Genomic DNA, 24,820 nt, shown 5'->3' with positions numbered 1-24,820 from the left:
TATGAATGAAAACAAGCTGCTGGGGCTCGCATGGATATCACCCTACATCATCGGGCTGATACTCTTTACGGCATTCCCCTTCGTCTCATCGTTTTTCCTCAGCTTTACGGATTACGATTTGATGAGTCCGCCGGTGTTTAACGGCATCGAAAACTATCGCTACATGTTTACCGAAGACACGCTCTTCTGGAAATCCATGGGCGTGACCTTTGCCTATGTATTTTTAACCATCCCGTTAAAGCTCGCCTTTGCATTAGGCATTGCCTTTGTCCTGAACTTTAAATTACGCGGCATCGGCTTTTTCCGCACTGCCTACTATATTCCGTCGATCCTCGGCAGCTCCGTCGCCATTGCCGTACTGTGGCGCGCCTTATTTGCCATCGATGGCCTGCTGAACAGCTTTATCGGCGTATTTGGCTTTGATCCGGTGAACTGGCTGGGCGAACCGTCGCTGGCGCTGATGTCCGTTACCCTGCTGCGCGTCTGGCAGTTCGGTTCCGCGATGGTCATCTTCCTGGCCGCGCTGCAAAACGTCCCGCAGTCCCAGTATGAAGCGGCGATGATCGATGGCGCATCGAAATGGCAGATGTTCATGAAGGTGACCGTGCCGCTGATTACGCCGGTGATCTTCTTCAACTTCATCATGCAGACCACGCAGGCGTTCCAGGAATTTACCGGGCCGTACGTGATTACCGGCGGCGGGCCAACCTATTCGACCTATCTGTTCTCGCTCTACATCTACGACACCGCGTTTAAGTATTTCGATATGGGCTATGGCGCGGCGCTGGCGTGGATCTTGTTCCTGGTGGTGGCCGTCTTCGCCGGTATCGCCTTTAAGTCGTCGAAATACTGGGTGTTCTACTCCGCCGATAAAGGAGGCAAAAATGGCTGATATTCAACAACTCTCCACGGCAAGAAGCGTCGCCGAACGCGAAGTGGCCCGCACGCTGCGCAGAGAGAAAATCAACGCCACCGTTCGCTATGTGATCCTGCTGGTTGTCGGCCTGCTGATGCTTTACCCACTGGTGTGGATGTTCTCCGCGTCGTTCAAACCGAACCACGAGATCTTCACCACCCTGAGCCTGTGGCCTGCCCACGCCACCTGGGATGGTTTCGTAAACGGCTGGAAAACCGGCACCGAGTACAACTTCGGCCATTACATGCTGAACACCTTTAAGTATGTGATCCCGAAAGTGATCCTGACCATTATCTCCTCCACCATCGTGGCGTACGGCTTTGCCCGCTTCGAGATCCCGTGGAAGAAGTTCTGGTTCGCCACGCTCATCACCACCATGCTGCTGCCCAGCACCGTGCTCCTGATCCCGCAGTACCTGATGTTCCGTGAAATGGGCATGCTCAACAGCTATATGCCGCTGTACCTGCCGCTGGCCTTCGCCACTCAGGGGTTCTTCGTCTTCATGCTGATCCAGTTCCTGCGCGGCGTCCCGCGTGACATGGAGGAGGCGGCGCAGATCGACGGCTGTAACTCCATTCAGGTGCTGTGGTACGTGGTGGTGCCGATCCTGAAACCGGCCATTATCTCCGTCGCCCTGTTCCAGTTCATGTGGTCCATGAACGACTTTATCGGGCCGCTGATTTACGTCTACAGCGTGGATAAATACCCCATCGCACTGGCGCTGAAAATGTCCATCGACGTCACCGAAGGCGCGCCGTGGAACGAAATTCTGGCAATGGCGAGCATCTCCATTCTGCCATCCATCATTGTCTTCTTCCTGGCACAGCGCTACTTCGTACAGGGCGTCACCAGCAGCGGAATTAAAGGTTAAGAGGGAAATACCATGGCTGAAGTTATTTTCAACAAGCTGGAAAAGGTCTACTCCAACGGCTTTAAAGCGGTACACGCTATCGATCTTAAAATTGCTGAAGGGGAATTCATGGTGATCGTCGGCCCATCCGGCTGCGCCAAATCCACGACCCTGCGCATGCTGGCGGGGCTGGAAACCATCAGCGGCGGTGAGGTGCGCATTGGCGACAAGATCGTGAACAACCTCGCGCCGAAAGAGCGCGGAATAGCAATGGTGTTCCAGAACTACGCCCTCTATCCGCATATGACGGTGCGCGAGAATCTGGCCTTTGGTCTCAAGCTGAGCAAGCTGCCGAAAGATCAGATTGAGTCTCAGGTGAATGAAGCCGCCAAAATTCTTGAGCTGGAAGAGCTGCTCGACCGCCTGCCGCGCCAGCTTTCCGGCGGCCAGGCGCAGCGCGTGGCGGTAGGCCGTGCGATTGTGAAAAAGCCAGATGTGTTCCTGTTCGATGAGCCGCTTTCAAACCTCGACGCCAAACTGCGCGCTTCGATGCGTATCCGTATTTCTGACCTGCACAAGCAGCTGAAGAAATCAGGGAAACCGGCGACCACCGTTTACGTGACCCACGACCAGACCGAAGCGATGACCATGGGCGACCGCATCTGCGTGATGAAGCTCGGCCATATCATGCAGGTGGACACGCCGGACAACCTCTACCACAAGCCGAAGAACATGTTCGTGGCGGGCTTTATCGGCGCGCCGGAGATGAATATACGCAAAAGCGTGCTGGTCGAAAAAGCGGGTCAGCTGCACATCGCCATTGGCGATGAAACCATGCCGCTGAACGCGGAGAAGCAGGAGAAAGTCGCGGCTTACGCGGGTCAGGAGATCTTCTACGGCGTGCGCCCGGAATTTGTATCGCTCTCTGATGAGCCCTTCCCGGACGGCGGCTGTAGCGGGGAGATGGTGCGCGTTGAGAACATGGGCCACGAATTCTTTGTGTACCTGAAGGTCGCGGACTATGAACTGACCGCCCGAATCCCGTCCGATGAAGCTAAACCAATGATTGATAAGGGCCTTCATCGTAAGGTGTATTTCACGTTTGAGATGAACAAGTGTCATATTTTTGACGCAAAAACTGAACAGAACCTCTCTCTCTGATGGAGTGATAAAAATGAAAAAAGTGCTTTTAAGCGCAGCAATCTCCGCGACCCTCGGCCTTACCGCTTTGCCATCGATGGCGCAGAATGTGGATTTACGGATGTCCTGGTGGGGCGGCAACGGCCGTCACCAGGTCACTCTGAAAGCGCTGGAAGAGTTCCATAAGCAGAACCCGGACATCAACGTGAAAGCGGAATACACCGGCTGGGACGGTCACCTTTCCCGTCTGACCACCCAGATTGCGGGCGGCACCGAGCCGGACGTAATGCAGACGAACTGGAACTGGCTGCCGATCTTCTCCAAAACTGGTGACGGCTTCTACGATCTGAACAAGATGAAGGACGTGATCGACCTGTCGCAGTTCGATCCCAAAGAGCTACAAACCACCACCGTGGACGGCAAGCTGAACGGCATTCCGATCTCGGTGACGGCGCGCGTGTTCTACTTCAATGACGAAACCTGGAAAAAAGCGGGTATTGCGTACCCGAAAACCTGGGACGAGCTGATGGCGGCCGGTAAAACCTTCGAGAGCAAGCTCGGCAAGCAATACTATCCGGTGATCCTGGAGCACCAGGATACGCTGGCGCTGCTGAATTCATACATGATCCAGAAGTACAACATTCCTGCGGTGGATGAGAAAACCAAAAAGTTCAGCTACACAAAGGAACAGTGGGTGGAGTTTTTCCAGACCTACAAAAAGCTGATCGACAGCCACGTCATGCCGGACACCAAATACTATGCCTCGTTCGGTAAGAGCAACATGTATGAGATGAAGCCGTGGATCCAGGGTGAATGGGGCGGCACCTACATGTGGAACTCCACCATCAACAAATATTCCGACAACCTGAAGCCACCGGCGAAACTGGAGCTGGGCAGCTACCCAATGCTGCCGGGCGCCACCGACGCGGGTCTGTTCTTCAAACCGGCGCAGATGCTGTCGATTGGTAAGACGACCAAAAACCCGGAAGCGGCAGCGAAGCTGATTAACTTCCTGCTCAACAGCAAAGAAGGGGTTGATACGCTGGGCCTTGAGCGCGGCGTGCCGTTGAGCAAAGTGGCGGTGCAGTATCTGACCGAAGACGGCACCATTAAAGAGGACGATCCATCCGTGGCGGGCCTGCGCCTGGCGCAGTCGCTGCCGGCGAAACTCACCGTCTCGCCATACTTTGACGACCCACAGATTGTGGCGCAGTTCGGTACTTCTTTGCAGTATATCGACTACGGGCAGAAAACCGTGGAAGAGACGGCCGCTGACTTCCAGCGTCAGGCGGAGCGTATTTTGAGACGTGCGATGCGGTAAAAACAAAGCCGGGTGGCGGCTACGCCTTACCCGGCCTACACGGTATCGTAGGCCCGGTAAGCGAAGCGCCACCGGGCAATGACATTACACGCCGATATTACGTAGTTTCTCCCCTCTCATCAGCTTGCGTTCAATATGCTCCAGGGTCACGCCTTTGGTTTCCGGGATCAGCCAGAAGGTCACGCCGATAAACGCTACATTCAGCACCGTATAGAGCCAGAAGGTGCCTGCCGCGCCAATCGCATCCAGCAGCGTCAGGAAGGTCGCGCCAATGATCATGTTCGACACCCAGTTGGTGGTGGTGGAACAGGTGATACCAAAGTCGCGGCATTTCAGCGGCTGAATTTCAGAGCACAGGATCCACACCACCGGCGCGGCGCTCATCGCGTAACCGGCGATACACATCATGGTCATGCCGACGGAGAGCCAGGAGAGGCCGCTTGACGCCGTGCCGTTATCGAACTGCATCAGGCAGTAGCCGAGTATTAAGGTGCCGAGCGCCATCACGCTAAAGCCAATTTTCAGGGCCGGTTTACGTCCGGCCTTATCAACGGTGAACACCGCGATAAAGGTGGCGAACATAAAGGTCAGCCCTACCACCAGCGTGGCGATCATCTGCTGTTCGGTGGTGGTAAATCCGGCCATTTTAAAGATGCGTGGGGCGTAATACATGATGATGTTCATCCCCGTGAACTGCTGCATTGCCTGTAACAGCATGCCGAGGAACACCGCGCGGCGCACGTTGCGGTTCGCCTTAAACAGGGACCAGCCGCCCTGCTTCAGCTTCAGGCTTTCGCGGATTTCGTTCAGCTCTTCACGCGCTTTTTCAGACGTGTCGCGCAGCATGCGCAGCACCTCTTCCGCCTCCACGTGACGCCCTTTTTGCGCCAGCCAGCGCGGGCTGTTCGGCAGGAAAATGACTAACACAATCAGCAGCACCGCAGGCAGCGCCAGCACGCCAAGCATTGCCCGCCAGTTGCCGCTGTAGCTGAAGTACGTATCCGACAGGAACGCCAGCACGATACCGAGCGTCACCATCAGCTGGTACATGCTGATCATCTTGCCGCGCACGTTTTCACTCGCCATTTCGGAGAGGTAAAGCGGCGCGGTGTAAGACGCGATACCCACCGCCACGCCCAGCAGCACGCGGGAGAGCAGCAGCACTTCAACGTTGGTGGCAAACGCCGAGCCAATGGAACCGGCAACAAACAGGATCGCCCCGACCATCAGGCTGTATTTGCGCCCGAGACGGAACGACAGCCAGCCGTTAAACAGTGCGCCGATGGCCGCACCCAGCATCATGCTGCTCACCACCCACTCTTGCAGACGGTTGCTTAACGTAAAGTGGTCGGTAATAAAGGGCAGTGCGCCCGCGATAACGCCGATATCCAGACCAAACAGTAAACCGGCTACGGCGGCCGCAACAGAAACAAACTGGTTCATGCGTCGGGTATCGCGCAGCGCAGCGGGCATAAGGGTAGAGTCATTTATAGATGTCATAGTTTCCTGCCTCAACAGCGAAATTCGTTAAGTGAAATTACGAGATACCGGAAGAAAGTGTCAGGCCGGAACTGGTGAAGATATGGATTTTTTCGCTACGACATACCGATCTGTGATGGACATTACAATTTCAAATCAGGGTGGTTTAACCTTATTTTTTATTAATTAGTTAATATTTAAGCAATAAATGTGTGATACCTGTCATTCATTCCTTTTCAGTATGGATTTTTCATCTTTAAGGATATGGATAAAGCCAATTTTGGCGCAAAAAAAACCTCTACCCAAGGGCAGAGGTTCTTTATTCGGGCTGAATTATCGTGCCAGCCAGCCGCCGTCAACGGCAACGGTGTAGCCGTTAATGTAATCCGAAGCCGGGGACGCCAGGAACACAACCGGGCCCATCAGATCGCTCGGCAGACCCCAGCGACCCGCTGGAATACGCTCCAGGATAGCTGCGCTGCGCTCTTCATCCGCACGCAGCTGCTGGGTATTGTTGGTGGCCATGTAGCCCGGCGCAATGGCGTTGACGTTGATGTTGTGCTGCGCCCACTCGTTCGCCAGCAGACGGGTTACGCCCATCACGGCACTCTTCGATGCGGTGTAAGACGGCACGCGGATGCCGCCCTGGAAAGAGAGCATGGAGGCAATATTGATGATCTTGCCACCTTTCCCCTGGGCGATGAAGTGCTTCGCAGCCGCCTGGGACATAAAGAACACGCTCTTGATGTTCAGGTTCATCACGTCGTCCCAGTCCGTTTCGCTGAAGTTAATCGCGTCTTCACGACGGATCAGGCCAGCGTTGTTGACCAGAATATCGATATGCCCAAACTCCGCCACCGCGCGATCCAGCAGCTCAGGGATCGCATCGATTTTGCGCAGGTCCGCGGTCAGGCTCAGGAAACGACGACCCAGCGCGGTGACGCGCTCGATGGTTTCCGTTGGCTCAACGATGTTAATCCCGACGATGTCGCAGCCCGCTTCCGCCAGACCTAACGCCATCCCCTGCCCCAGCCCGGTGTCACAACCGGAAACCACAGCCACTTTACCTTGCAGAGAAAATGCATCCAGAATCATGTTTGTTCCTTAATCGTTCAGCGCCTGTCACCAACAGGCAGATGTATGCTTAACTGCCTGCGACTAGCGCAGATCCTTAACAGCGACGTGGTCCATGTCATCGAAGACCTGGTTTTCACCGACCATACCCCAGATAAAGGTATAGGCTTTCGTTCCCACGCCAGAGTGGATAGACCAGCTCGGCGAAATGACCGCCTGCTCGTTGTGCATAACGATATGGCGCGTCTCCTGCGGCTGTCCCATCATGTGGAACACGCAGGCGTCTTCATCCATGTTGAAATAGAAGTAGACCTCCATGCGGCGCTCGTGGGTATGGCACGGCATGGTGTTCCACAGGTTGCCCGGCGCAAGCTCGGTCAGCCCCATGCTGAGCTGGCAGGTTTCCAGCACATCCGGAACAAAGTATTTGTTGATGGTGCGACGGTTGCTGGTGAGGTTATCGCCAAGGGTCACCGGGGCAACGTCCGCTGGCGTGACTTTTTTGGTTGGGTAAGTCGTATGAGCCGGGGCGCAGTTGTAGTAAAACTTCGCCGGTTTACTGGCATCAATGCTGGCGAACACCACCTCCTTCGCGCCTTTGCCGACGTACAGCGCGTCGCGGTGACCAATTTCGTAGCACTGGCCATCAACGGTAATGGTGCCCGGCCCGCCGATGTTAATCACGCCCAGTTCACGGCGTTCGAGGAAGTAGCTCACGCCCAGCTGTTTGCCCACTTCACCGCCCACGGAGACGGTTTTCGCCACCGGCATAATCCCGCCCACAATAATGCGGTCAATATGGCTGTAGACCATGGTGTACTTGTCGGCTTCGAACACTTGCTCAACTAAAAACTCACTGCGCAGCCCCTGAGTATCCAGCGTTTTAGCGTGCGCACTGTGGATGCTTTGTCTGACGTCCACGTAAACCTCCAGAATTGATCGTGCCCGAAGGCAAAGATAATTAACGAAACAACGTTCCGTTTTCGTGATGAACACATATTATCCCCTGACCACGGGGTTTTCAATTACATTTAAAACAACGTTTCATTTTTTCTGCGTGTTTATGCCAGAAATGGTGTTTCGATCACGATAAATCTTTAAGACTCGCAATCTGGATAATGAAACTGAGAAATTGCGCTGTCAGTCACACATAATGAAACAACGTTTTGATAATTTAACACCCGGTTTTCAACCTACATCACGCGTTCAAAGGAGTGCATTATGGCTAAAGGTATGCGGGTCAAGCTGAACTACGAGGTCAGCCGCGATCCGGATACAGGCGTGGAAGTCACCCGCCTGACCCCACCGGAAGTAACCTGTCATCGCAACTACTTTTACCAGAAGTGCTTCTTTAACGATGGCAGCCACCTGCTGTTCGCCGGGGAGTTCGACGGTCACTGGAACTATTACCTGTTGGATCTGAAAAACGCCGAAGCGGTACAGTTGACCGAAGGCGCGGGCGATAACACCTTTGGCGGTTTCCTCTCTCCGGACGATAAATCCCTCTATTATGTGAAGAACGATCGCACCCTGCTGGAGGTGGATTTACAGACGCTGGCAGAGCGCGAAGTGTACCGCGTTCCGGAAGAGTGGGTCGGCTACGGCACCTGGGTCGCGAACAGCGACTGCACCAAACTGGTGGGTATTGAGATTGCCAGACGCGACTGGACGCCACTCAACGACTGGAAAATTTTCCACGACTTCTTCCACAAAGGGCCGCACTGCCGCCTGCTGCGCGTTGATCTGAAAACGGGTGAAAGCACCACCATTCATGACGAGAAGATCTGGCTGGGACATCCGATTTATCGCCCGTTCGATGACAATACCGTGGCCTTCTGTCATGAAGGGCCGCACGACCTGGTCGACGCCCGCATGTGGCTGGTCAACGAAGATGGCAGCAACGTGCGGAAAGTGAAAACGCACTCGGAAGGTGAAAGCTGTACACATGAATTTTGGGTGCCGGACGGGTCCGCGCTGATCTACGTTTCTTACCTGAAAGGTCAGCAAGGGCGCACCATCTCCCGCTTCAACCCGGATACCGGCGTGAATGAAGCGGTAATGAACATGCCCGCCTGTTCGCATCTGATGAGCAACGTTGACGGCAGCATGCTGGTTGGCGACGGCTCCGGTACGCCTGTCGATGTGAAAGACACCGGCGGCTACACCATTGATAACGATCCTTATCTGTATGCCTTTGACGTGGCGAAGAAAGTCTATTACCGCATCGCCCGTCATGACACCTCATGGGCTACGGTGGCGAACAGCCGCCAGGTAACCCACCCGCATCCGTCCTTCACGCCGGACGAAAAAGCGGTGCTGTACAGTTCCGATAAAGACGGCAAACCGGCCCTCTATATCGCGAAACTCCCCGAGCAACCTGAAATGTTGCATGCCTGACTTGAGTTAGTGTTTCTGTAACTGGCCTTGCCCTCCGATTCGGAGGGCTTTTTTTTGGGTGATTATGCGACATACGAAACGACGAAGTGGAGGAAAGGTGTAGGCCGGGTAAGCGTCAGCGCCATCCGGCATACGAAGCGACGAAGTGGAAGGAAGGTGTAGGCCGGGTAAGCGTCAGCGCCACCCGGCGGTTTTTAGCGAAGGAACTGAATCATCAGAAGGAGTACGCCACGCCTAAACGGAAACGGGTCTGGCGTTCGTCCGTGTCTTTAACCCCCACGTTGCCCACCTCCACATACGGCGCCCAGTTTTTATCCCATTTGTAGGCCAGCTTGGCGTTATATTCGTTGGAATAATCTTTATTGTTATTTCGGGCCACGCCTTCAGAACTTTTCGCGTAAACATAGTTCAGCTCGGTACGCCAGTCACCTAATACCCAACCGACCCACGCATCGCCACGGTTAACTTTATCATCGTCCTTATTTGAACTTGACGGGTAGCGGGTATATTCGTAACGGTAACGCGCAGCCACGTAGAAGCCATTGTCGAAGCTATATTGCACATGCAGATTCGGTTTATAAATGGTGCGACTGTCTGTGCTTTCAATCGTAAACGCAGGGGTCAGGGCGATATTGTCTGTCGCTTTCCAGCGCCAGCTAATCTGATCTTCGTGACCGTTCCCCACTACATCCGCGAATGGCTGATCTGCCTTGTCCCCGCCTGATTTCCACTTCGCCTCGACTGAAAAACCAAAGCCATTATCAAAGCGGTGCGAGACGGCAACACGGTCGGCATTCGAGCCGCTGTCAATATATTCGTGACGCAGATCGACGGTAACGGCGCTAGCCGCAAAAGAGGCACTAATAAGGGAAGCAAGGAGCAGAGATTTCTTAAACATGAAAAAACCCTCAATTAAAATAACGTTTCGTTTTTATGAAACTTGAGTTTATTTTTTATGCACCGTTATTTTAGTGACAAGGATCGAAATTATTTGTTTCATTTTTTTTGGCAAAGATCGACGTGAACCCCATCAACAAAAAAAGGGTATTAACCGTAAATTTCAGGCGTGAGATCACATTAAGCACTTCACAAAGCCAATAATTAACCGCGCAATAATTATTGCGGGCTTCAGAAAGAACGCATAAGTGTTAAAAAAGGATTCTGCGGACACAAAAAAACCTCCCGCGGGAGGTTTCTGTACACAGAGAGAGGAAACTACCGTTCGATCGCCAGGGCCACCCCCTGCCCTCCGCCAATGCAGAGCGTTGCGATCCCTTTTCGGGCGTTACGCTTTTTCATTTCATGGACCAGCGACACCAGAATGCGGCAGCCGGAGGCGCCAATGGGATGGCCCAGCGCGATGGCACCGCCGTTGACGTTGACCCGCAGCGGATCCCATTCCAGCATTTTCCCGACCGAGATCGCCTGTGCAGCAAAGGCTTCGTTGACCTCAATCAGATCCACATCGTTCAGCTCCCAGCCCGCCCGCTCCAGGCAGCGGCGCGTGGCATAGACCGGGGCGATCCCCATTAACGCGGGATCAACGCCCACGCTGGCAAACGCTTTGATCCGCGCCAGCACCGGCAGCGCCAGCTCCTGGGCTTTGCTTTCACTCATCATCATCACCGCCGCCGCACCGTCGTTAATGGATGAGGCGTTGCCTGCCGTTACGGAACCGAGCGTTTCAAAGGCCGGATCGAGTTTTGCCAGCCCTTCTGCGCTGGCATCGGTGCGCGGCTGCTCGTCGGTATCGACGATGAGCGCTTCGCCGTTCTGACGCTGGGTACTGACCGGGACAATTTCATCGCGAAAACGCCCGGCGTCGATCGCTGCACGCGCTTTTTGCTGTGAGCTGAGGGCATACGCATCCTGAAGCTCGCGGCTGATACCGTATTCCCGCGCCAGGTTTTCCGCCGTTACGCCCATATGGTAGTCGTTGAAGGCGTCCCACAGCCCGTCGTGAACCAGGCTGTCAAGCAGCTGGCTGTTCCCGAGCTGCGCGCCGGTCCGGCTGTCGGTCAGGACATGCGGGGCGCGGCTCATATTCTCCTGCCCGCCGGCAATGACCACGTCCGCTTCACCGCACTGAATGGCCTGCGTCGCAAGATGGAGCGCTTTCAAACCTGAACCACAGACGTCGTTGATGGTAATTGCCGAAACGGTATTAGGCAGTCCGCCCTTCAGCGCTGCCTGGCGCGCAGGGTTTTGTCCCGCGCCAGCGGTCAGTACCTGGCCCAGGATCACCTCATCAATTTCATGTGCGGCAACACCGCTGCGTTCCACCAGCGCTCTTACCACCACGCTGCCGAGATCAACCGCAGAGTGACGCGCAAGCGCTCCCTGAAAACAGCCGATAGCCGTACGTAACGCACCCACTATAACGACATCTTTCATCACGACCTCTGTGCAAAATGACATGACGATAGTAGAGGATTGTTATCAACAATTGACGCAAATGTTTAAAATTAGTGAGTTTAGTCACAGGATTATCGTGCGTCCTGCAAGTACTGGCGCAGCCAGCTTCCGGCGACGCCGGGCGGGGTTCGTTTGTTCCATACCAGATCGATGGCAATCGACCTCGGCCAGCCCGGCACGTTCAGCTGCACCAGCGATTTCGACGCGGCAAATTCGTCGACCAGCGCGCAGGGTAACGCGCACCAGCCAAAGCCCTGTACCGCCATACTCAGCAGTAACAGGTAATTCGGCGCAGACCAGACCGGCCCGCGCGCAAGGGGCGCTTCCCGTTCAAGATAGGTACTCAGCCGCAGCTCGCGCCAGCCATGCAGCTCGTCCGCCTGCGTCTCATGTTGCCCTGCCAGTGGATGTCCGGCAGAAACGTAGATGGCCATCCGCGTCTGCATGGGCAGACGGGTCGCGCCAATATCGGTCGGGTAGTTGTCGCGCGCTTCCGTCAGGCCAATTTGCGCCCGCTCCTTTTGCAGCAGATCGATCACGTCCTCCTCTTCCCCAATCAGGCACTCAAATTCCGTGTGCGGAAAACGCTGGTCGAACTGGCTCATCATCTGTTCCAGCACGGCCGGGTTAAGCGTATCGGAGAGAACAAAGGTAAAACGCGCCTCCGTTTGCGCGGTTAACGATACGGCCAGCTCATCCAGGCGCGCGCTGGCGGCGAGTATCGACTGGACATAGCCCAGCACCTGTTCACCCTGGGCGGTTAATACCGGGTGACGCGCCGAGCGATCGAACAGCTCAAAGCCAAGGTCAGCTTCAAGGTTGGCGATGGAGGTGCTGATGGTGGACTGGCTTTTACGCAGCCGTCGTGCCGCAGCAGAAAACGAACCTGCGGCGACAGTTTCAACAAACGCGGTCAGTGCTTCGGGAGAATAACGCATGATGTATCTACTTTATCGATGGATACCATCTTTTATATATCACCTTAAGCGATAAGAATAGGCCGCATCAACGCCCATACTGGCGTCAATATGAGGTAAATATGCAACATCAGGATGCACTCCAACGTAAATTGCCGGAGCGGATCTTCCATGCCGTCTGTTTTGAAGGCATTGCTACGGCGATCCTCGCCCCGACGGCCGCGTGGCTAATGCAGCGCTCGGTGGTAGAAATGGGGGGTCTCACCATTATTCTGGCGACCACGGCAATGCTCTGGAACATAATCTATAACTTTGGCTTCGACCGTTTCTGGCCCGTCCAGCGGGTGAAGCGCACGGCAAAAGTGCGCGCCCTGCATGCGCTGGGTTTTGAATGCGGCTTTATTGTGATTGGCGTAACCATCGTTGCCGCCGTGCTGGGCGTGACGCTGCTCCAGGCTTTTACTCTGGAAATTGGTTTCTTCCTGTTCTTCCTGCCGTACACCATGCTCTACAACTGGGCGTACGACACCCTGCGGGAGAAAATCATCAAGCGCCGTCAGCAACGACGCGCCCTGGCAAGCGAATAACCTTCCGGCCGGAGACCTGCTCCGGCCCACCCCCCTGCGAAGCAACGGAGACCTCAACGCATAATTATGGTAAATTGCACTCCTTTTTGTTCGTTTTATAGTTGATACGTTGCTCTAATGTCGAAAATTTGGTCAAAAGAAGAGACTCTCTGGAGTTTCGCCCTCTACGGCACTGCCGTGGGCGCAGGAACCCTGTTCTTGCCCATTCAGCTCGGCTCTGCTGGCGCGATTGTCCTGCTGATCACCGCCCTTGTGGCGTATCCCTTAACCTACTGGCCGCATAAAGCGCTGGCGCAATTTATTCTGTCGTCTAAGACGAAAGGCAACGAAGGGATCACCGGTGCCGTTTCCCATTACTACGGCAAAAAGATCGGCAACCTGATCACCACGCTCTATTTTGTGGCCTTCTTTGTGGTGGTTCTGATTTACGCGGTGGCGATAACCAACTCACTCACTGAACAGCTGGCGAAACGGATGACGGTGGATACCGGCATGCGGATGCTGGTGAGCTTTGGCGTGGTGCTGATTTTGAATCTGATCTTCCTGATGGGGCGGCATATCACCATTAAGGTGATGGGTTTCCTTGTCTTTCCGCTGATCGCCTATTTCCTGTTTGTCTCGCTGTATCTGACGGGCAGCTGGCAGCCGTCGCTGCTGACCAGCCAGATGGCCTTCGACCAGCATACGCTGCACCAGGTGTGGATTTCGATCCCGGTGATGGTTTTCGCTTTTAGCCATACTCCGATCATCTCGACCTTCGCCGTGGACCGTCGCGAGAAATACGGTGAAGAGGCGATGGGTAAATGCAAAAAAATCATGAAAGTGGCGTACCTGATCATCTGCCTCAGCGTGCTGTTCTTTGTGTTCAGCTGCCTGCTTTCGATTCCACCGTCGTATATCGTGGCGGCAAAAGAGGAAGGGGTTACGATCCTGTCCGCGCTGTCGATGATGCCTTCGTCCCCGGCATGGCTGGGCATTTCAGGCATTATCGTGGCGATTATTGCGATGTCGAAATCTTTCCTCGGCACCTATTTTGGCGTGATTGAAGGGGCAACGGAAATTGTGAAATCGTCGCTGAATCAGGTGGGTGTGAAGAAAAGTCGCGCCTTTAACCGCGCGGTTTCGATTCTCGGCGTGTCGCTGATTACCTTTGCGGTCTGCTGCATTAACCCGAATGCCATCTCGATGATTTACGCCATCAGCGGTCCGCTTATCGCCATGATCTTGTTCATCATGCCGACGCTGTCGACGTACCTGATCCCGTCGTTAAAACCGTACCGCTCCATCGGTAACCTGCTGACGCTGATTGTGGGTGTGCTGTGTGTGTCGGTGATGTTTGTCGGTTGAGTGTGCTGCCCGGCGCAATGCCGGGCATCTGTTTTACGCCCGAATATCGTCATACTCCCGCGTATTATCAAACTCATGCTTCGCAAACGGACACAGCGGGATAATTTTACGGTTCTCACCGCGCATCTTCTCTACCACCTTTGCCACCAGCTGTTTACCCACACCCTGCCCTTTCAGGCTTGGATCCACATCGGTGTGCTCGATGATGCTCAGATGCTCGCCGGTCGGGACAAAGACGATCTCCGCTACCTGATTGCCTTCGGCGTCGTTGACGTAAAACTTGTTATGGCCTTCAAGAATATCCATGGTTCCTCGCTTATTTTTGGCGGTACTTCAGCGCACCGCTCGGGCAGGTATCAATTACGCGCACAACCGTTTCTGCATCTACTTCATCCGGCGCGATCCACGGTTTACGCTTCAGATCGAACAGCTTCGCGCTGCCGCGCACGCAGTTGCCCGAGTGTTTGCAGATCCCGGTGTTGAAGTAGACATCGATTTTCTCACCGGTATAGGCCCGGTACCCCGCATCCAGTAGCTCCTGATCCATGACATTGCCTCTGTAATTATTGTGGTGACAAAAGAAGCATACCCTCACCGGATCCGCCTGACCACGTCAAAAACGAGGTTTAGCCACACTCTTTTCAGCGCATGACTTCGTCACGTTCATAGGATTATTCCGAATACAAGAACACCCGTTGCGAAGATATATTTTTGCGCTGTGTCAATTCTTGTAATAATTCCCGCCACGTTCACATTAGGATTATTAGCTAAGCGCAATCCTAACCTCCGGTTTTATTTCCATCTAACTGATGGATTTCCCGTCCGTTTTTAAACTTCGTAACGAAGCGGTATTTCTTCACTCCCTGCAAAATTACCGCAAAACAACCCAGACAAGAAATTTGACTCTTCTCACATAACGACTAATGTTAATTCCTGAACGACAAATGATACGAATTACTTATCGTATCTCCTGACATAAACGCAACATGAGGGTTGATATATGGCAGAGCAACATCGTGGTGGTTCCGGTAATTTCGCTGAAGACCGTGAAAAAGCATCAGAAGCTGGACGTAAAGGCGGCCAGCACAGCGGCGGTAATTTCAAAAACGATCCGCAACGCGCATCTGAAGCGGGTAAGAAAGGGGGACAGAACAGTCACGGCGGAGGCCGTAAATCTGATAACTCCTGATCTTATTTAAAGCTCTTATAAATATACCGAGAGCATGCTGCGAGCCCGTCGGCTCGCAGTACCTTCCCTTTATTTCACTGGAGCGAAAATATGAATATGAAAACTGTTGAAGATGTATTTATTCACCTGTTATCCGACACCTACAGCGCTGAGAAGCAGCTGACCCGTGCGCTAGGCAAACTCGCCCGCGCCGCGTCCAGCGAGAAGCTAAGTGCCGCGTTCACGGCTCACCTCGAAGAGACGCAGGGACAGATCGAACGTATCGATCAGATTATTGAGCAGGAATCCGGCCTTAAACTGAAGCGCATGAAATGCGTTGCGATGGAAGGCTTAATTGAAGAAGCCAACGAAGTTATTGAGAGCACTGAGAAAAATGAAGTGCGTGACGCTGCATTAATTGCCGCAGCACAGAAAGTTGAACATTACGAAATTGCCAGCTACGGCACCCTGGCCACCCTGGCTGAACAATTAGGCTATAAAAAAGCCGTTAAACTTCTTGCCGAAACGCTGGAAGAAGAAAAAGAAACCGATCTCAAATTAACCGATCTGGCTGTCGGCAATATTAATCAAAAAGCCCAGAAAGGATAAATAATAATTTGATGAGCATCAGCACCAAAAATTAACCAGAAAATAAATCACAGGAGTTAATTATGAATCATGTAGAACACTACCATGATTGGCTACGCGATGCCCATGCGATGGAAAAGCAAGCCGAATCCATGCTGGAATCAATGGCCAGCCGTATTGATAATTATCCCGACTTACGTGCACGAATTGAACAACACGTTAATGAAACTAAACACCAAATTACCGTGCTGGAAGAAATTCTCGACCGCAATGATATTTCCCGTTCGGTCATAAAAGATTCCATGAGCAAAATGGCGGCGCTCGGCCAGTCCATTGGCGGCATGTTCCCTTCCGACGAAATTGTTAAAGGCTCCATCAGCGGCTACGTTTTTGAGCAGTTTGAAATTGCCTGCTACACCTCTCTGCTGGCTGCGGCCAAACAAGCGGGCGATACCGCCTCCATTCCTGCCATTGAGTCCATTCTGGAAGAAGAGCGCCAGATGGCAGACTGGCTGCTCCAGCATATTCCACAGACGACGGAACAGTTCCTGCTGCGCTCCGACGCGGACGGCGTTGAAGCTAAAAAATAACGAAAGAGGGAGAATGTATGTTTCGACACGTAAAACAGCTGCAATACACGGTACGCGTAGCCGAACCGAATCCGGGCCTGGCCAATCTTCTGCTTGAGCAGTTTGGCGGGCCACAGGGCGAACTTGCCGCGGCATGTCGTTACTTTACGCAAGGATTGAGCGACGACGATCCCGGTCGTAAAGATATGCTGATGGATATCGCGACCGAGGAGTTAAGTCACCTGGAAATTATCGGCACCCTGGTGGGTATGCTGAATAAGGGTGCGAAAGGTGAACTGGCGGAAGGCGTTGAAAATGAAGCGGAACTGTACCGCTCCATGACCGAGAACGGCAACGACAGTCATATCACCTCCCTGCTCTACGGCGGCGGTACGCCACTGACCAATTCCGGGGGCGTACCGTGGACGGCGGCATATGTGGATACCATTGGCGAACCTACCGCGGATCTGCGCTCTAACATAGCGGCCGAGGCGCGCGCCAAAATTATCTATGAACGGCTTATTAACGTAACGGACGATCCGGGTGTTAAAGATGCGCTGGCGTTTTTAATGACGCGTGAGGCAGCACACCAGCTCTCGTTTGAGAAGGCACTCCAGTCGATCCGTAACAATTTCCCACCGGGTAAATTGCCGCCAATCGAAGAGTACACCAACAAGTACTACAATATGTCTGAGGGGGGAGAAGTTCGCGGCAGCTGGAACAGCGATAAGCACTTCGACTACGTGGAATCTCCTCAGCCAGCGGTCGATGGCGGTGACGGCGGCGCAAGCGTAACGCTCACTACAGAGCAGGAAACGCTGCTCAAAGCGATGTGCGCACGCACGAAATCCGACCCCAATGCCGATCCGCTTACCGGTGCCGAGCTTGGCGCAGGTAAGAAAAAACCGTAACCGGTTTTGCCAGGCAGCCTGAGGCTGTCTGGCAATGCCTTGTGCGCTATCAGTTCCAGAGGTACGGAGCATGTTCGAGCTTGATGCGTTTCATCTGGCCAGGATACAGTTCGCCTTTACCGTCTCTTTTCATATTCTCTTCCCGGCGATCACCATTGGGCTTGCGAGCTATCTGGTGGTTCTCGAAGGCATGTGGCTTCGCACCAAAAATGATGTCTGGCGCTCGCTATACCATTTCTGGCTGAAAATTTTCGCCGTTAACTTTGGTATGGGCGTGGTTTCCGGTCTGGTGATGGCTTACCAGTTTGGGACTAACTGGAGCGGTTTTTCCCAGTTCGCAGGCAGCATAACCGGCCCTCTGCTCACCTATGAAGTGTTAACCGCCTTCTTCCTGGAAGCCGGTTTCTTAGGCGTGATGTTGTTCGGCTGGAACAAGGTCGGCCCTGGCCTGCACTTCTTTGCCACCTGCATGGTGGCGCTGGGCACGCTGATGTCCACCTTCTGGATCCTCGCCTCCAACAGCTGGATGCACACCCCGCAGGGCTTCAGTATTCAGAACGGTCAGGTCATTCCCGAAGACTGGCTGGCCATTATCTTTAACCCCTCTTTCCCTTACCGTCTGATCCATATGTCCATCGCCGCCTTCCTGTGCAGCGCCTTGTTTGTGGGCGCGTCCGGGGCATGGCATCTGCTGCGCGGTAACGATTCGCCCGCTGTTCGCACAATGTTCTCCATGGCTATGTGGATGGCGCTGCTGGTCGCGCCCATTCAGGCCGTGGTCGGGGATATGCACGGCCTGAATACGCTCGAGCACCAGCCTGCCAAAATCGCCGCGATTGAAGGCCACTGGGAAAACCCGCCCGGCGAGGCCACCCCGCTGCTGCTGTTTGGCGTACCGGATATGGACGAGGAGCGCACCAAATACGGGCTTGAAATTCCCGCACTCGGCAGCCTGATCCTGACGCACAGCCTGGATAAACAGGTCCCGGCGCTGAAGGATTTCCCGAAAGAGGACCGCCCTAACTCGCTCATCGTCTTCTGGTCCTTCCGCATTATGGTCGGCATGGGGCTGCTGATGATTACCCTTGGCGTACTGAGCGTCTGGCTGCGCTATCGCCGTCGGCTTTATCACTCGCGGCCATTCCACTGGTTTGCCCTCTGTATGGGGCCTGCCGGACTGCTCGCGCTGCTCGCCGGATGGGTCACCACCGAAGTGGGCCGCCAGCCGTGGGTCGTTTACGGCTATCTGCGCACGATAGATGCGGTGTCTCTGCACAGTACGTTGCAGATGAGCATCAGCCTGCTGGCCTTTATCGTGGTCTACTGTTCGGTATTTGGCGTGGGTTATGTGTATCTCGCCCGGTTGATTAAGAAAGGTCCGCAGCCTGTGGGCACGCTAACGTCTAATACGTCGGGCACCCCTGCCCGTCCGCTGTCCGCCGCCGAGTCTGTTCCGGAAGAGGAGAAGATCTGATGGGCGTCGATATCCCGGTCATCTGGTTTGCCATTATTGTCTTCGCCACGCTGATGTACATCATCATGGACGGTTTCGATCTCGGTATCGGCATGCTGTTCAGCTTTGTGGGCGATGCCAAAGAGCGCGACGTGATGGTGAACAGCGTCGCCCCGGTCTGGGACGGAAATGAAACCTGGCTGGTCCTCGGCGGCGCAGGGTTGTTCGGCGCGTTTCCGCTGGCCTACGCGGTAATCATCGATGCCCTGACCATCCCGCTGACGGCCATGCTGATCGGGCTTATTTTCCGCGGCGTGGCGTTTGAGTTTCGCTTCAAGGCAACTCCTTCCCACCGCAAATTCTGGGACTACTCCTTTGCCGGCGGTTCCCTGCTGGCAACCTTCAGCCAGGGGATCGTGGTTGGCGCGATGATCAACGGCTTTGACGTGGAAGGGCGTCGCTTTGTGGGCTCCTCGCTGGACTGGTTCACCCCGTTTAACCTGTTCTGCGGACTGGGCTTAATTGTCGCCTATACCCTGCTGGCTACCACGTGGCTGATCATGAAAAGCGAAGGCGCACTGCAAAACCGGATGCGCGAGCTGACCCGCCACGTTTTGCTGGCGCTGATTGCCGTTATTGCGGTGGTAAGTATCTGGACCCCGCTCGGCTGGCAGTTTGTCGCCGAGCGCTGGTTTACTCTGCCTAACTTCTTCTGGTTCCTGCCGGTTCCGGTTCTGGTGGCGGTATTCAGCCTGTGGATCTGGCGGCTGACGCGCAATCCCGACAGCCATGCCCGTCCGTTCCTGTTAACACTGGGCCTGATCTTCCTCGGCTTTAGCGGCCTGGGCATCAGCCTGTGGCCACACATTATTCCGCCGCACATCACCCTGTGGGAAGCCGCCGCGCCGCCTGCCAGCCAGCTGTTTATGCTGATTGGTACGCTGTTAATCATCCCGGTGATCCTGGTTTATACGGCCTGGAGCTACTACGTCTTCCGGGGCAAAGTGTCTGATACCGAAGGTTATCATTAAGGATTGCTATGGCAGGCTGGCATACACGCGCCATTATTTACCAGATTGATACCGCCCTGTTCTACGATCTTAACGGCGATGGCTGTGGCGACATCGCCGGAATCGCCGCGAAGCTGCGCTACATCCGCCGGATGGGCGCGACGGTTATCTGGATCACTCCGTTTTACCTCACGCCTTTTCTCGATGAAGGCTATGACGTGAGCGATCATTTGCAGGTCGATCCCCGCTTCGGCAAGCTCAACGATATCATCGCCTTTATTGAACAGGCGCGGGAGCTGGGGATGCAGGTCATTATTGAGCTGCTGATCCAGCATACCTCGGATGCGCATCCCTGGTTTCAACAGGCCCGCCGCAACCCCCAGTCACCCTACCGTGACTATTATCTGTGGTCCGACACGGACGACGACGATACGCCGCCGATGTTCCCCGGCGTGGAGAAGAGCATCTGGACATGGGACGACGAGGCGGGGCAATACTACCGGCATATGTTTTATCACCACGAGCCGGATCTCAATCTCGCCTCCCCTGCGGTGCTGAAGGAGGTTGAAAACATCATCATCTTCTGGCTAAAGCTCGGGGTGTCGGGCTTTCGCCTGGATGCGGCATCGCACCTGACAAAACAGGCCGGACGTGGGGATGAAAAACGCGGCCTGTGGATCCTGGAGCATCTGCGCCGTCTTATCGAGCAGCGTAACCCGGACGCGATCCTGCTCGGCGAAGTCGACGTGGAGGTCGAGGCCTACAAAGATTATTTTGGTCAGAACGACCGGCTCAACCTGGTGCTGAATTTCTGGCTCAATAAGTACTTTTACGTCAGCCTGGCAGAGAAGAGCGCACGACCGCTGCGCAACGCGGTGAAGAAGATGATTGTGCCGCCGGACTCCTGCTGCTTCGCCAACTGGCTGCGCAATCACGATGAGCTGGATCTGGAAGGGATAGGTAAAAAAGCGAAGCAGACCGTCATTGATGCCTTTGCCCCTGACGAAGAGATGAGTGTGTATCAGCGAGGCATCCGCCGCCGTCTGGCGCCGATGCTTAATGGCGATCGAAAGCGGCTGGCCTTTTGCCATGCGGTCTTGTTTTCGCTGCCGGGCGTACCGGTCATGCGCTACGGGGATGAGATTGGCATGGGGGATGATTTGGATCTGGAGGAGCGTTACGCCGTACGCACCCCGATGCAGTGGGCCGGATCGCAAGGCGGCGGTTTCTCAGACGCCGCCCCGGAAACCTTTATCGCCCCGATGATTGACCATGGCCCGTACCGCTATCAAAAAATCAACGTGGCGGATTCGCTGTTGCACCGCAACTCACTCCTGCACTGCATTATCGATATCGCCAATACGCGCTCGGAGTTCCCTGAGATCGGCGTCGCGCCGTTTCGTCTTATTAATATCGACAGCGATGCGGTGCTGGGGATCTATTACGAAACCGACACGCGCAGCATTCTGACCTTCGTTAACTTCAGCGATAAGCCCGTTAATTTTACCGCCAGAGGGATCCGGCATGCGACCTGGACCGCCTGCCTGGCGGACAAACGCTACAACGACGCGCTGGTGTGCGGCAAAACCGTCGCCCTTAACCTCAGCGGCTATGGCTACCGCTGGTTCTGGACCGATCGTACCGCACTGCGCTGATTATCGTCTCCGCGAGAGCAGCAGACGGGCCACGATCGCGCCCGTGACGGCAAGGGAGCCGAGCAGCACTTTCCCCGGCATGCCGGAGGTGACGCTGGTGGCGCGCTCTTTTGCTTCGTCGGTGAAGTGCCCGTGGATTTTATGCAGGTCGTTAACCGGCTGATCCAGATAGTCCTGACGGTCATCCGCATTTAACGTATCGGTCATCTGCCCTTCCCAGGCCTTTTTAACCATCAGCCGGTCCAGAAAGCCGGGGAAAAGAAATTGCCCGACAATCGACTGGACGGTGCTGCTGCCCACCCACAGTTCCCGCACCGGTTTCTGCGCCACCTTAAAAATAGCGCTGGCCGCCACTTCCGGCTGAAAAACGGGGGGAACCGGGCGCATCGCCCAGGCAAATTTATTCCTCGCCCACTCGAACTGCGGCGTATTGAGGCCCGGCATCTGTACCATTGCGATCTGCACCCGGCTGTTTTCATGCATCAGTTCGGTGCGCACGGCATCGGTAAATCCGCGGATCGCGGCTTTCGCCCCGCAGTAGGCTGACTGCAAGGGAATGGAGCGGTAGGCCAGCGCGGAGCCAACCTGAATAATCGTTCCGCGATCGCGTGGGGTCATTAACTCCAGCGCGGCGCGGGTGCCGTTAACATAGCCCAGATAGGTCACCTCGGTGACGCGGCGAAACTCCTCAGGCGACATGGTGCGAAACGGCGCCAGCATCCCGCCCATGGCGTTATTCACCCACACATCGATGGCCCCAAGCCGGTATTCAATCTCATTAGCAGCATCGGTCACCGCCTTGCTGTCCGCCACGTCGGCCTGAACGGCGCAAGCGTTGATCCCGAAACGGCGCAACTCCTCTTCTGTGGAGCGCAGGCTCTGCTCGTCGCGGGCAATGATGCCCACATCGTAGCCCGCTTTGGCAAAGTGCAGCGCCGTGGCTTTCCCCACGCCCGCCGTACCGCCGGTAATAACGATCACAGCCATAGCCTTTCCCCTTGTTTCAGACGTTATCCCAGCCGGAGAGTATTTCGATCAGTTCAGACAGGGAATAACGCACCGCTTTATCCACCACATCCTGACATTCACCGGAAAACAGCACGGTGCGGGTTTCCGTCTGCCCGCGAATATTCCAGCCGAAGCAGACCGTACCGGCTGCGGTGCCATCGTCTCCGCCTTCCGGTCCCGCATAGCCGCTGATGGCAAGGCCAATATCCGCCTCGGCAATTTCGCGAATTTTAGCGGCCATCTCGGTCACCGTTTGTTCACTGACGGCGGTGAAGCGCTCAATGGTTTCGTGCCGCACGCCGAGGATCCGCTCCTTCGCCGCATCGCTGAACACCACCATGCCAACATCATAAAATTCCGCCGTGTTCTCTTCGGCACAAAGCGCAACCGCGAGATTGCCGCCAGTACAGGACTCTGCGGTGGTTAACCGCAAACCTCTGTCCGTAAGCTGAGTGGCGAGCTTTTTCGTCAGCTCGCTAATGGTGCTGTTGCTGTCGTGAATAAGATTGCTCATCGCATTGCCCCTTAATTTTCGTCAGGAATAATAGAAATATGACCATTACGCTCAAGAATAGCGTATTTAATCTCCTTCAATTCTGTAATACCGTGATTCTGGCGGGCTGATACCAATATATCATCACAGGATACATCGACCTTTTTCAGTTTATCGGCGAGGGGAACACCGTTCTCCACCAATATCACCGGCGTGCCATCAAGAATATTCTCAACGGTAGAAAAATATTTCTTCAGCAGGCCAAAAATAATATCAACCACCACCAGCGTTGTTATTGTAATCATCGCGCCGGTGACGGAAAAATCTTCGCCAAGCAGCGCCTGTTGTGTCGCCTCACTGATAATTAAGAGCAAAATAAGGTCAAAACTGGTCATTTGTAGCAGGGCGCGTCGCCCGGCAACTTTAAACACAATGACCAGAAACAGGTAAATTGCCAGGGCACGAAAAACCATGTCCATATTCGACTCCTAGGGGTAAATAAACTGCCAGAAATGGATATCTGGCTCGTTGTTTACGCGGATGCTGTTTGTCCACTTCCCTGCTTTTGACGGCGTGATAAATAACAAAACGGTAAATTTATCGGTCTGTTGTAAACGATCGTAGACGAGAAACAGGGTATTCCCCCGGCTGTACATACTGTCCGGCTGTGGCCAGACGCTGCCTGGCTCATACGCGTCGCTGCTTTCGCTGGTCATGCTGAGGGTATATTTCCCCTCAGACGTCACCGGAAACGTCAGTGCCATCCGCGATTCGGTCTGGCGGCGACCGAAGCGCTCATAGCTCAGGGTCAGGGATTTTGCTTCGTTTGTTTTCTCCACGTCGCTGACCGCGCCGCTGGAAAACAGGCCGGCAATTGCTGCCACGATAATAGCTAACAGCACAATAAAACCCACCTGGCGAAATGCGTACTCAAACGTCAGTAAACGGTTACTCTCTTTTATCCCAGGCACTTTTTCATTTTTTGGTTCCATGGCTGTCGTCACCGTTTCGCTTAATTGCCGAAATTTTTGATTTTTCTGTGCAAATGCTTTTAAGACTTATCACATTTGCCACATAAAGGAATAGCAACAATACTTAATAAGTCAAGACATCCAAAATGAAGGATATCAGATGAAATTATCAGTGATTTCAGCCTTGTTAATATTAATTATCCCTTCTGCATGGGCAGATAATAACGGCGGGTTACAAAAGGGTGACGCGCCGCCACCGCCGCATGCGCTGGACAGCGGTTATCGTGGTACCGATGATGCGCGCATTATGACCATTACTCAGGCGAAAGAGATGCATGATGGCGCCTCTATTTCACTGCGCGGCAATCTTATTGACGGCAATGGCGATAAATACGTATTCCAGGATAAAACCGGGAAAATCGACGTTATTATCCCGAAAGCCGTATTTGACGACAGAACCGTGGAACCTGACAACATGATCAGTATTAGCGGCTCGCTCGATAAAAAATCATCCCCACCCGTAGTGCGGGTCAGCCACTTGCAAAAATAAT

General features: G+C 54.4%; 27 protein-coding genes. 15 read left to right on the top strand and 12 right to left on the bottom strand.

Annotated features, from left to right (window positions below; translation table 11 throughout):
- Position 1 precedes the first annotated feature (1 nt).
- From ACNQ0W_RS10410 to ACNQ0W_RS10395, 4 genes are read left to right on the top strand one after another with little or no spacing between them, the layout of a single operon-like run.
- Positions 2–892, top strand: coding sequence for a carbohydrate ABC transporter permease (locus tag ACNQ0W_RS10410; protein ID WP_003862825.1), 891 nt, complete (start codon positions 2–4; stop codon positions 890–892).
- A complete protein-coding gene (locus ACNQ0W_RS10405) occupies positions 885–1,787 on the top strand; it encodes a carbohydrate ABC transporter permease (protein ID WP_047051821.1) in 903 nt (300 codons plus the stop codon). The genes ACNQ0W_RS10410 and ACNQ0W_RS10405 overlap by 8 nt, the downstream gene beginning before the upstream one ends.
- Before the next feature lie 12 nt (positions 1,788–1,799).
- On the top strand, positions 1,800–2,927 hold the full coding sequence (locus tag ACNQ0W_RS10400) for an ABC transporter ATP-binding protein (protein WP_017382861.1): 1,128 nt from the start codon (positions 1,800–1,802) through the stop codon (positions 2,925–2,927).
- A gap of 13 nt (positions 2,928–2,940) precedes the next feature.
- A complete protein-coding gene (locus tag ACNQ0W_RS10395; protein ID WP_017382862.1) occupies positions 2,941–4,227 on the top strand; it encodes an ABC transporter substrate-binding protein in 1,287 nt (428 codons plus the stop codon).
- An 84-nt stretch (positions 4,228–4,311) separates the two neighbouring features.
- Here ACNQ0W_RS10395 and ACNQ0W_RS10390 read toward each other — a convergent pair whose 3' ends face one another.
- From ACNQ0W_RS10390 to kduI, 3 genes are all read right to left on the bottom strand, one after another.
- Complete coding sequence (locus tag ACNQ0W_RS10390) at positions 4,312–5,727, bottom strand: sugar porter family MFS transporter (protein WP_062933181.1); 1,416 nt, start codon at positions 5,725–5,727, stop codon at positions 4,312–4,314.
- A gap of 312 nt (positions 5,728–6,039) precedes the next feature.
- Positions 6,040–6,801 carry a 2-dehydro-3-deoxy-D-gluconate 5-dehydrogenase KduD gene (kduD, locus tag ACNQ0W_RS10385; RefSeq protein ID WP_003862835.1) on the bottom strand — a complete coding sequence of 254 codons (762 nt, stop codon included), beginning with the start codon at positions 6,799–6,801 and terminating at the stop codon, positions 6,040–6,042.
- A 63-nt stretch (positions 6,802–6,864) separates the two neighbouring features.
- Entirely contained in the window at positions 6,865–7,701 is an 837-nt protein-coding gene (gene kduI / locus ACNQ0W_RS10380) for a 5-dehydro-4-deoxy-D-glucuronate isomerase (protein ID WP_045348046.1), read from the bottom strand.
- Between the two features lie 300 nt (positions 7,702–8,001).
- On the opposite strand from kduI, the gene ACNQ0W_RS10375 reads away from it, so the two are divergent.
- Positions 8,002–9,177 carry an oligogalacturonate lyase family protein gene (locus tag ACNQ0W_RS10375; protein WP_062933182.1) on the top strand — a complete coding sequence of 392 codons (1,176 nt, stop codon included), beginning with the start codon at positions 8,002–8,004 and terminating at the stop codon, positions 9,175–9,177.
- A 214-nt stretch (positions 9,178–9,391) separates the two neighbouring features.
- Here ACNQ0W_RS10375 and ACNQ0W_RS10370 read toward each other — a convergent pair whose 3' ends face one another.
- The 3 genes from ACNQ0W_RS10370 to ACNQ0W_RS10360 all read right to left on the bottom strand — a co-directional run bounded on the left by ACNQ0W_RS10370 (position 9,392) and on the right by ACNQ0W_RS10360 (position 12,530).
- Positions 9,392–10,075, bottom strand: a complete 684-nt coding sequence (locus tag ACNQ0W_RS10370) for an oligogalacturonate-specific porin KdgM family protein (protein ID WP_003862842.1) — start codon at positions 10,073–10,075, stop codon at positions 9,392–9,394.
- 317 nt (positions 10,076–10,392) lie between these two features.
- Positions 10,393–11,571 carry an acetyl-CoA C-acetyltransferase gene (locus ACNQ0W_RS10365; RefSeq protein WP_062933183.1) on the bottom strand — a complete coding sequence of 393 codons (1,179 nt, stop codon included), beginning with the start codon at positions 11,569–11,571 and terminating at the stop codon, positions 10,393–10,395.
- A 92-nt stretch (positions 11,572–11,663) separates the two neighbouring features.
- Complete coding sequence (locus tag ACNQ0W_RS10360) at positions 11,664–12,530, bottom strand: LysR family transcriptional regulator (protein ID WP_062933184.1); 867 nt, start codon at positions 12,528–12,530, stop codon at positions 11,664–11,666.
- Positions 12,531–12,631: 101 nt separating this feature from the next.
- Here ACNQ0W_RS10360 and ACNQ0W_RS10355 point away from each other — a divergent pair, with 101 nt between their 5' ends.
- Positions 12,632–13,096, top strand: a complete 465-nt coding sequence (locus ACNQ0W_RS10355) for a multidrug/biocide efflux PACE transporter (protein ID WP_022651793.1) — start codon at positions 12,632–12,634, stop codon at positions 13,094–13,096.
- Positions 13,097–13,213: 117 nt separating this feature from the next.
- Positions 13,214–14,443 carry an amino acid permease gene (locus tag ACNQ0W_RS10350; RefSeq protein ID WP_003862847.1) on the top strand — a complete coding sequence of 410 codons (1,230 nt, stop codon included), beginning with the start codon at positions 13,214–13,216 and terminating at the stop codon, positions 14,441–14,443.
- Between the two features lie 33 nt (positions 14,444–14,476).
- Here the strand turns inward: ACNQ0W_RS10350 and ACNQ0W_RS10345 are convergent, their stop codons facing one another.
- Together ACNQ0W_RS10345 and yjdI are read right to left on the bottom strand one after the other, a co-directional pair.
- The gene (locus ACNQ0W_RS10345; protein WP_006811846.1) at positions 14,477–14,749 is read right to left on the bottom strand and encodes a GNAT family N-acetyltransferase; all 273 of its coding nucleotides are present in this window, start codon (positions 14,747–14,749) and stop codon (positions 14,477–14,479) included.
- A gap of 10 nt (positions 14,750–14,759) precedes the next feature.
- On the bottom strand, positions 14,760–14,990 hold the full coding sequence (gene yjdI, locus ACNQ0W_RS10340; RefSeq protein ID WP_047051828.1) for a 4Fe-4S mono-cluster protein YjdI: 231 nt from the start codon (positions 14,988–14,990) through the stop codon (positions 14,760–14,762).
- A 453-nt stretch (positions 14,991–15,443) separates the two neighbouring features.
- Here yjdI and ACNQ0W_RS10335 point away from each other — a divergent pair, with 453 nt between their 5' ends.
- From ACNQ0W_RS10335 to ACNQ0W_RS10305, 7 genes are all read left to right on the top strand, one after another.
- Positions 15,444–15,632 carry a general stress protein gene (locus ACNQ0W_RS10335; protein WP_022651794.1) on the top strand — a complete coding sequence of 63 codons (189 nt, stop codon included), beginning with the start codon at positions 15,444–15,446 and terminating at the stop codon, positions 15,630–15,632.
- A 90-nt stretch (positions 15,633–15,722) separates the two neighbouring features.
- Positions 15,723–16,220, top strand: a complete 498-nt coding sequence (locus ACNQ0W_RS10330; RefSeq protein ID WP_045141955.1) for a ferritin-like domain-containing protein — start codon at positions 15,723–15,725, stop codon at positions 16,218–16,220.
- A 62-nt stretch (positions 16,221–16,282) separates the two neighbouring features.
- Positions 16,283–16,789 (top strand): ferritin-like domain-containing protein, encoded by a 507-nt coding sequence (locus tag ACNQ0W_RS10325; RefSeq protein ID WP_003862853.1) that lies wholly within the window; start codon positions 16,283–16,285, stop codon positions 16,787–16,789.
- A gap of 17 nt (positions 16,790–16,806) precedes the next feature.
- Entirely contained in the window at positions 16,807–17,679 is an 873-nt protein-coding gene (locus tag ACNQ0W_RS10320) for a manganese catalase family protein (protein ID WP_047051829.1), read from the top strand.
- 70 nt (positions 17,680–17,749) lie between these two features.
- Complete coding sequence (locus ACNQ0W_RS10315; RefSeq protein ID WP_062933186.1) at positions 17,750–19,153, top strand: cytochrome ubiquinol oxidase subunit I; 1,404 nt, start codon at positions 17,750–17,752, stop codon at positions 19,151–19,153.
- Positions 19,153–20,163, top strand: coding sequence for a cytochrome d ubiquinol oxidase subunit II (cydB, locus tag ACNQ0W_RS10310; protein ID WP_015571779.1), 1,011 nt, complete (start codon positions 19,153–19,155; stop codon positions 20,161–20,163). Before ACNQ0W_RS10315 ends, cydB begins: the two co-directional genes overlap by 1 nt.
- Before the next feature lie 8 nt (positions 20,164–20,171).
- Complete coding sequence (locus ACNQ0W_RS10305; protein ID WP_062933187.1) at positions 20,172–21,797, top strand: alpha-amylase family protein; 1,626 nt, start codon at positions 20,172–20,174, stop codon at positions 21,795–21,797.
- On the opposite strand, the gene ACNQ0W_RS10300 is transcribed toward ACNQ0W_RS10305, so the two are convergent.
- The 4 genes from ACNQ0W_RS10300 to ACNQ0W_RS10285 are packed head-to-tail and all read right to left on the bottom strand — an operon-like array spanning position 21,798 to position 24,290.
- Complete coding sequence (locus ACNQ0W_RS10300; protein WP_023298529.1) at positions 21,798–22,784, bottom strand: SDR family oxidoreductase; 987 nt, start codon at positions 22,782–22,784, stop codon at positions 21,798–21,800.
- 16 nt (positions 22,785–22,800) lie between these two features.
- Positions 22,801–23,319 (bottom strand): 2-oxo-tetronate isomerase, encoded by a 519-nt coding sequence (locus tag ACNQ0W_RS10295; RefSeq protein ID WP_003862863.1) that lies wholly within the window; start codon positions 23,317–23,319, stop codon positions 22,801–22,803.
- 11 nt (positions 23,320–23,330) lie between these two features.
- Positions 23,331–23,777, bottom strand: a complete 447-nt coding sequence (locus ACNQ0W_RS10290; protein ID WP_006811854.1) for a DUF421 domain-containing protein — start codon at positions 23,775–23,777, stop codon at positions 23,331–23,333.
- Positions 23,778–23,786: 9 nt separating this feature from the next.
- Positions 23,787–24,290, bottom strand: coding sequence for a hypothetical protein (locus ACNQ0W_RS10285; protein WP_032654881.1), 504 nt, complete (start codon positions 24,288–24,290; stop codon positions 23,787–23,789).
- 139 nt (positions 24,291–24,429) lie between these two features.
- On the opposite strand from ACNQ0W_RS10285, the gene ACNQ0W_RS10280 reads away from it, so the two are divergent.
- The gene (locus ACNQ0W_RS10280) at positions 24,430–24,819 is read left to right on the top strand and encodes a YdeI family stress tolerance OB fold protein (protein ID WP_047051834.1); all 390 of its coding nucleotides are present in this window, start codon (positions 24,430–24,432) and stop codon (positions 24,817–24,819) included.
- The last annotated feature ends 1 nt before the right edge of the window (position 24,820 follow it).

Origin of the sequence: Enterobacter cloacae complex sp. 6730903, from assembly GCF_048283985.1 — a bacterium.
Taxonomy (GTDB): domain Bacteria; phylum Pseudomonadota; class Gammaproteobacteria; order Enterobacterales; family Enterobacteriaceae; genus Enterobacter; species Enterobacter hormaechei_C.
The sequence above is the reverse complement of the archived record's forward strand: the minus strand, read 5'-3'. Positions and strand labels throughout refer to the sequence as shown.

Excerpts from the sequence above, each read along its gene's own strand:
- ACNQ0W_RS10410 (WP_003862825.1), top strand. The coding sequence starts at position 2 with ATGAATGAAAACAAGCTGCTGGGGCTCGCATGGATATCACCCTACATC.
- ACNQ0W_RS10405 (WP_047051821.1), top strand. The coding sequence starts at position 885 with ATGGCTGATATTCAACAACTCTCCACGGCAAGAAGCGTCGCCGAACGC.
- ACNQ0W_RS10400 (WP_017382861.1), top strand. The coding sequence starts at position 1,800 with ATGGCTGAAGTTATTTTCAACAAGCTGGAAAAGGTCTACTCCAACGGC.
- ACNQ0W_RS10395 (WP_017382862.1), top strand. The coding sequence starts at position 2,941 with ATGAAAAAAGTGCTTTTAAGCGCAGCAATCTCCGCGACCCTCGGCCTT.
- ACNQ0W_RS10390 (WP_062933181.1), bottom strand. The coding sequence starts at position 5,727 with ATGACATCTATAAATGACTCTACCCTTATGCCCGCTGCGCTGCGCGAT.
- kduD (WP_003862835.1), bottom strand. The coding sequence starts at position 6,801 with ATGATTCTGGATGCATTTTCTCTGCAAGGTAAAGTGGCTGTGGTTTCC.
- ACNQ0W_RS10375 (WP_062933182.1), top strand. The coding sequence starts at position 8,002 with ATGGCTAAAGGTATGCGGGTCAAGCTGAACTACGAGGTCAGCCGCGAT.
- ACNQ0W_RS10370 (WP_003862842.1), bottom strand. The coding sequence starts at position 10,075 with ATGTTTAAGAAATCTCTGCTCCTTGCTTCCCTTATTAGTGCCTCTTTT.
- ACNQ0W_RS10365 (WP_062933183.1), bottom strand. The coding sequence starts at position 11,571 with ATGAAAGATGTCGTTATAGTGGGTGCGTTACGTACGGCTATCGGCTGT.
- ACNQ0W_RS10360 (WP_062933184.1), bottom strand. The coding sequence starts at position 12,530 with ATGCGTTATTCTCCCGAAGCACTGACCGCGTTTGTTGAAACTGTCGCC.
- ACNQ0W_RS10355 (WP_022651793.1), top strand. The coding sequence starts at position 12,632 with ATGCAACATCAGGATGCACTCCAACGTAAATTGCCGGAGCGGATCTTC.
- ACNQ0W_RS10350 (WP_003862847.1), top strand. The coding sequence starts at position 13,214 with ATGTCGAAAATTTGGTCAAAAGAAGAGACTCTCTGGAGTTTCGCCCTC.
- ACNQ0W_RS10345 (WP_006811846.1), bottom strand. The coding sequence starts at position 14,749 with ATGGATATTCTTGAAGGCCATAACAAGTTTTACGTCAACGACGCCGAA.
- yjdI (WP_047051828.1), bottom strand. The coding sequence starts at position 14,990 with ATGGATCAGGAGCTACTGGATGCGGGGTACCGGGCCTATACCGGTGAG.
- ACNQ0W_RS10335 (WP_022651794.1), top strand. The coding sequence starts at position 15,444 with ATGGCAGAGCAACATCGTGGTGGTTCCGGTAATTTCGCTGAAGACCGT.
- ACNQ0W_RS10330 (WP_045141955.1), top strand. The coding sequence starts at position 15,723 with ATGAATATGAAAACTGTTGAAGATGTATTTATTCACCTGTTATCCGAC.
- ACNQ0W_RS10325 (WP_003862853.1), top strand. The coding sequence starts at position 16,283 with ATGAATCATGTAGAACACTACCATGATTGGCTACGCGATGCCCATGCG.
- ACNQ0W_RS10320 (WP_047051829.1), top strand. The coding sequence starts at position 16,807 with ATGTTTCGACACGTAAAACAGCTGCAATACACGGTACGCGTAGCCGAA.
- ACNQ0W_RS10315 (WP_062933186.1), top strand. The coding sequence starts at position 17,750 with ATGTTCGAGCTTGATGCGTTTCATCTGGCCAGGATACAGTTCGCCTTT.
- cydB (WP_015571779.1), top strand. The coding sequence starts at position 19,153 with ATGGGCGTCGATATCCCGGTCATCTGGTTTGCCATTATTGTCTTCGCC.
- ACNQ0W_RS10305 (WP_062933187.1), top strand. The coding sequence starts at position 20,172 with ATGGCAGGCTGGCATACACGCGCCATTATTTACCAGATTGATACCGCC.
- ACNQ0W_RS10300 (WP_023298529.1), bottom strand. The coding sequence starts at position 22,784 with ATGGCTGTGATCGTTATTACCGGCGGTACGGCGGGCGTGGGGAAAGCC.
- ACNQ0W_RS10295 (WP_003862863.1), bottom strand. The coding sequence starts at position 23,319 with ATGAGCAATCTTATTCACGACAGCAACAGCACCATTAGCGAGCTGACG.
- ACNQ0W_RS10290 (WP_006811854.1), bottom strand. The coding sequence starts at position 23,777 with ATGGACATGGTTTTTCGTGCCCTGGCAATTTACCTGTTTCTGGTCATT.
- ACNQ0W_RS10285 (WP_032654881.1), bottom strand. The coding sequence starts at position 24,290 with ATGGAACCAAAAAATGAAAAAGTGCCTGGGATAAAAGAGAGTAACCGT.
- ACNQ0W_RS10280 (WP_047051834.1), top strand. The coding sequence starts at position 24,430 with ATGAAATTATCAGTGATTTCAGCCTTGTTAATATTAATTATCCCTTCT.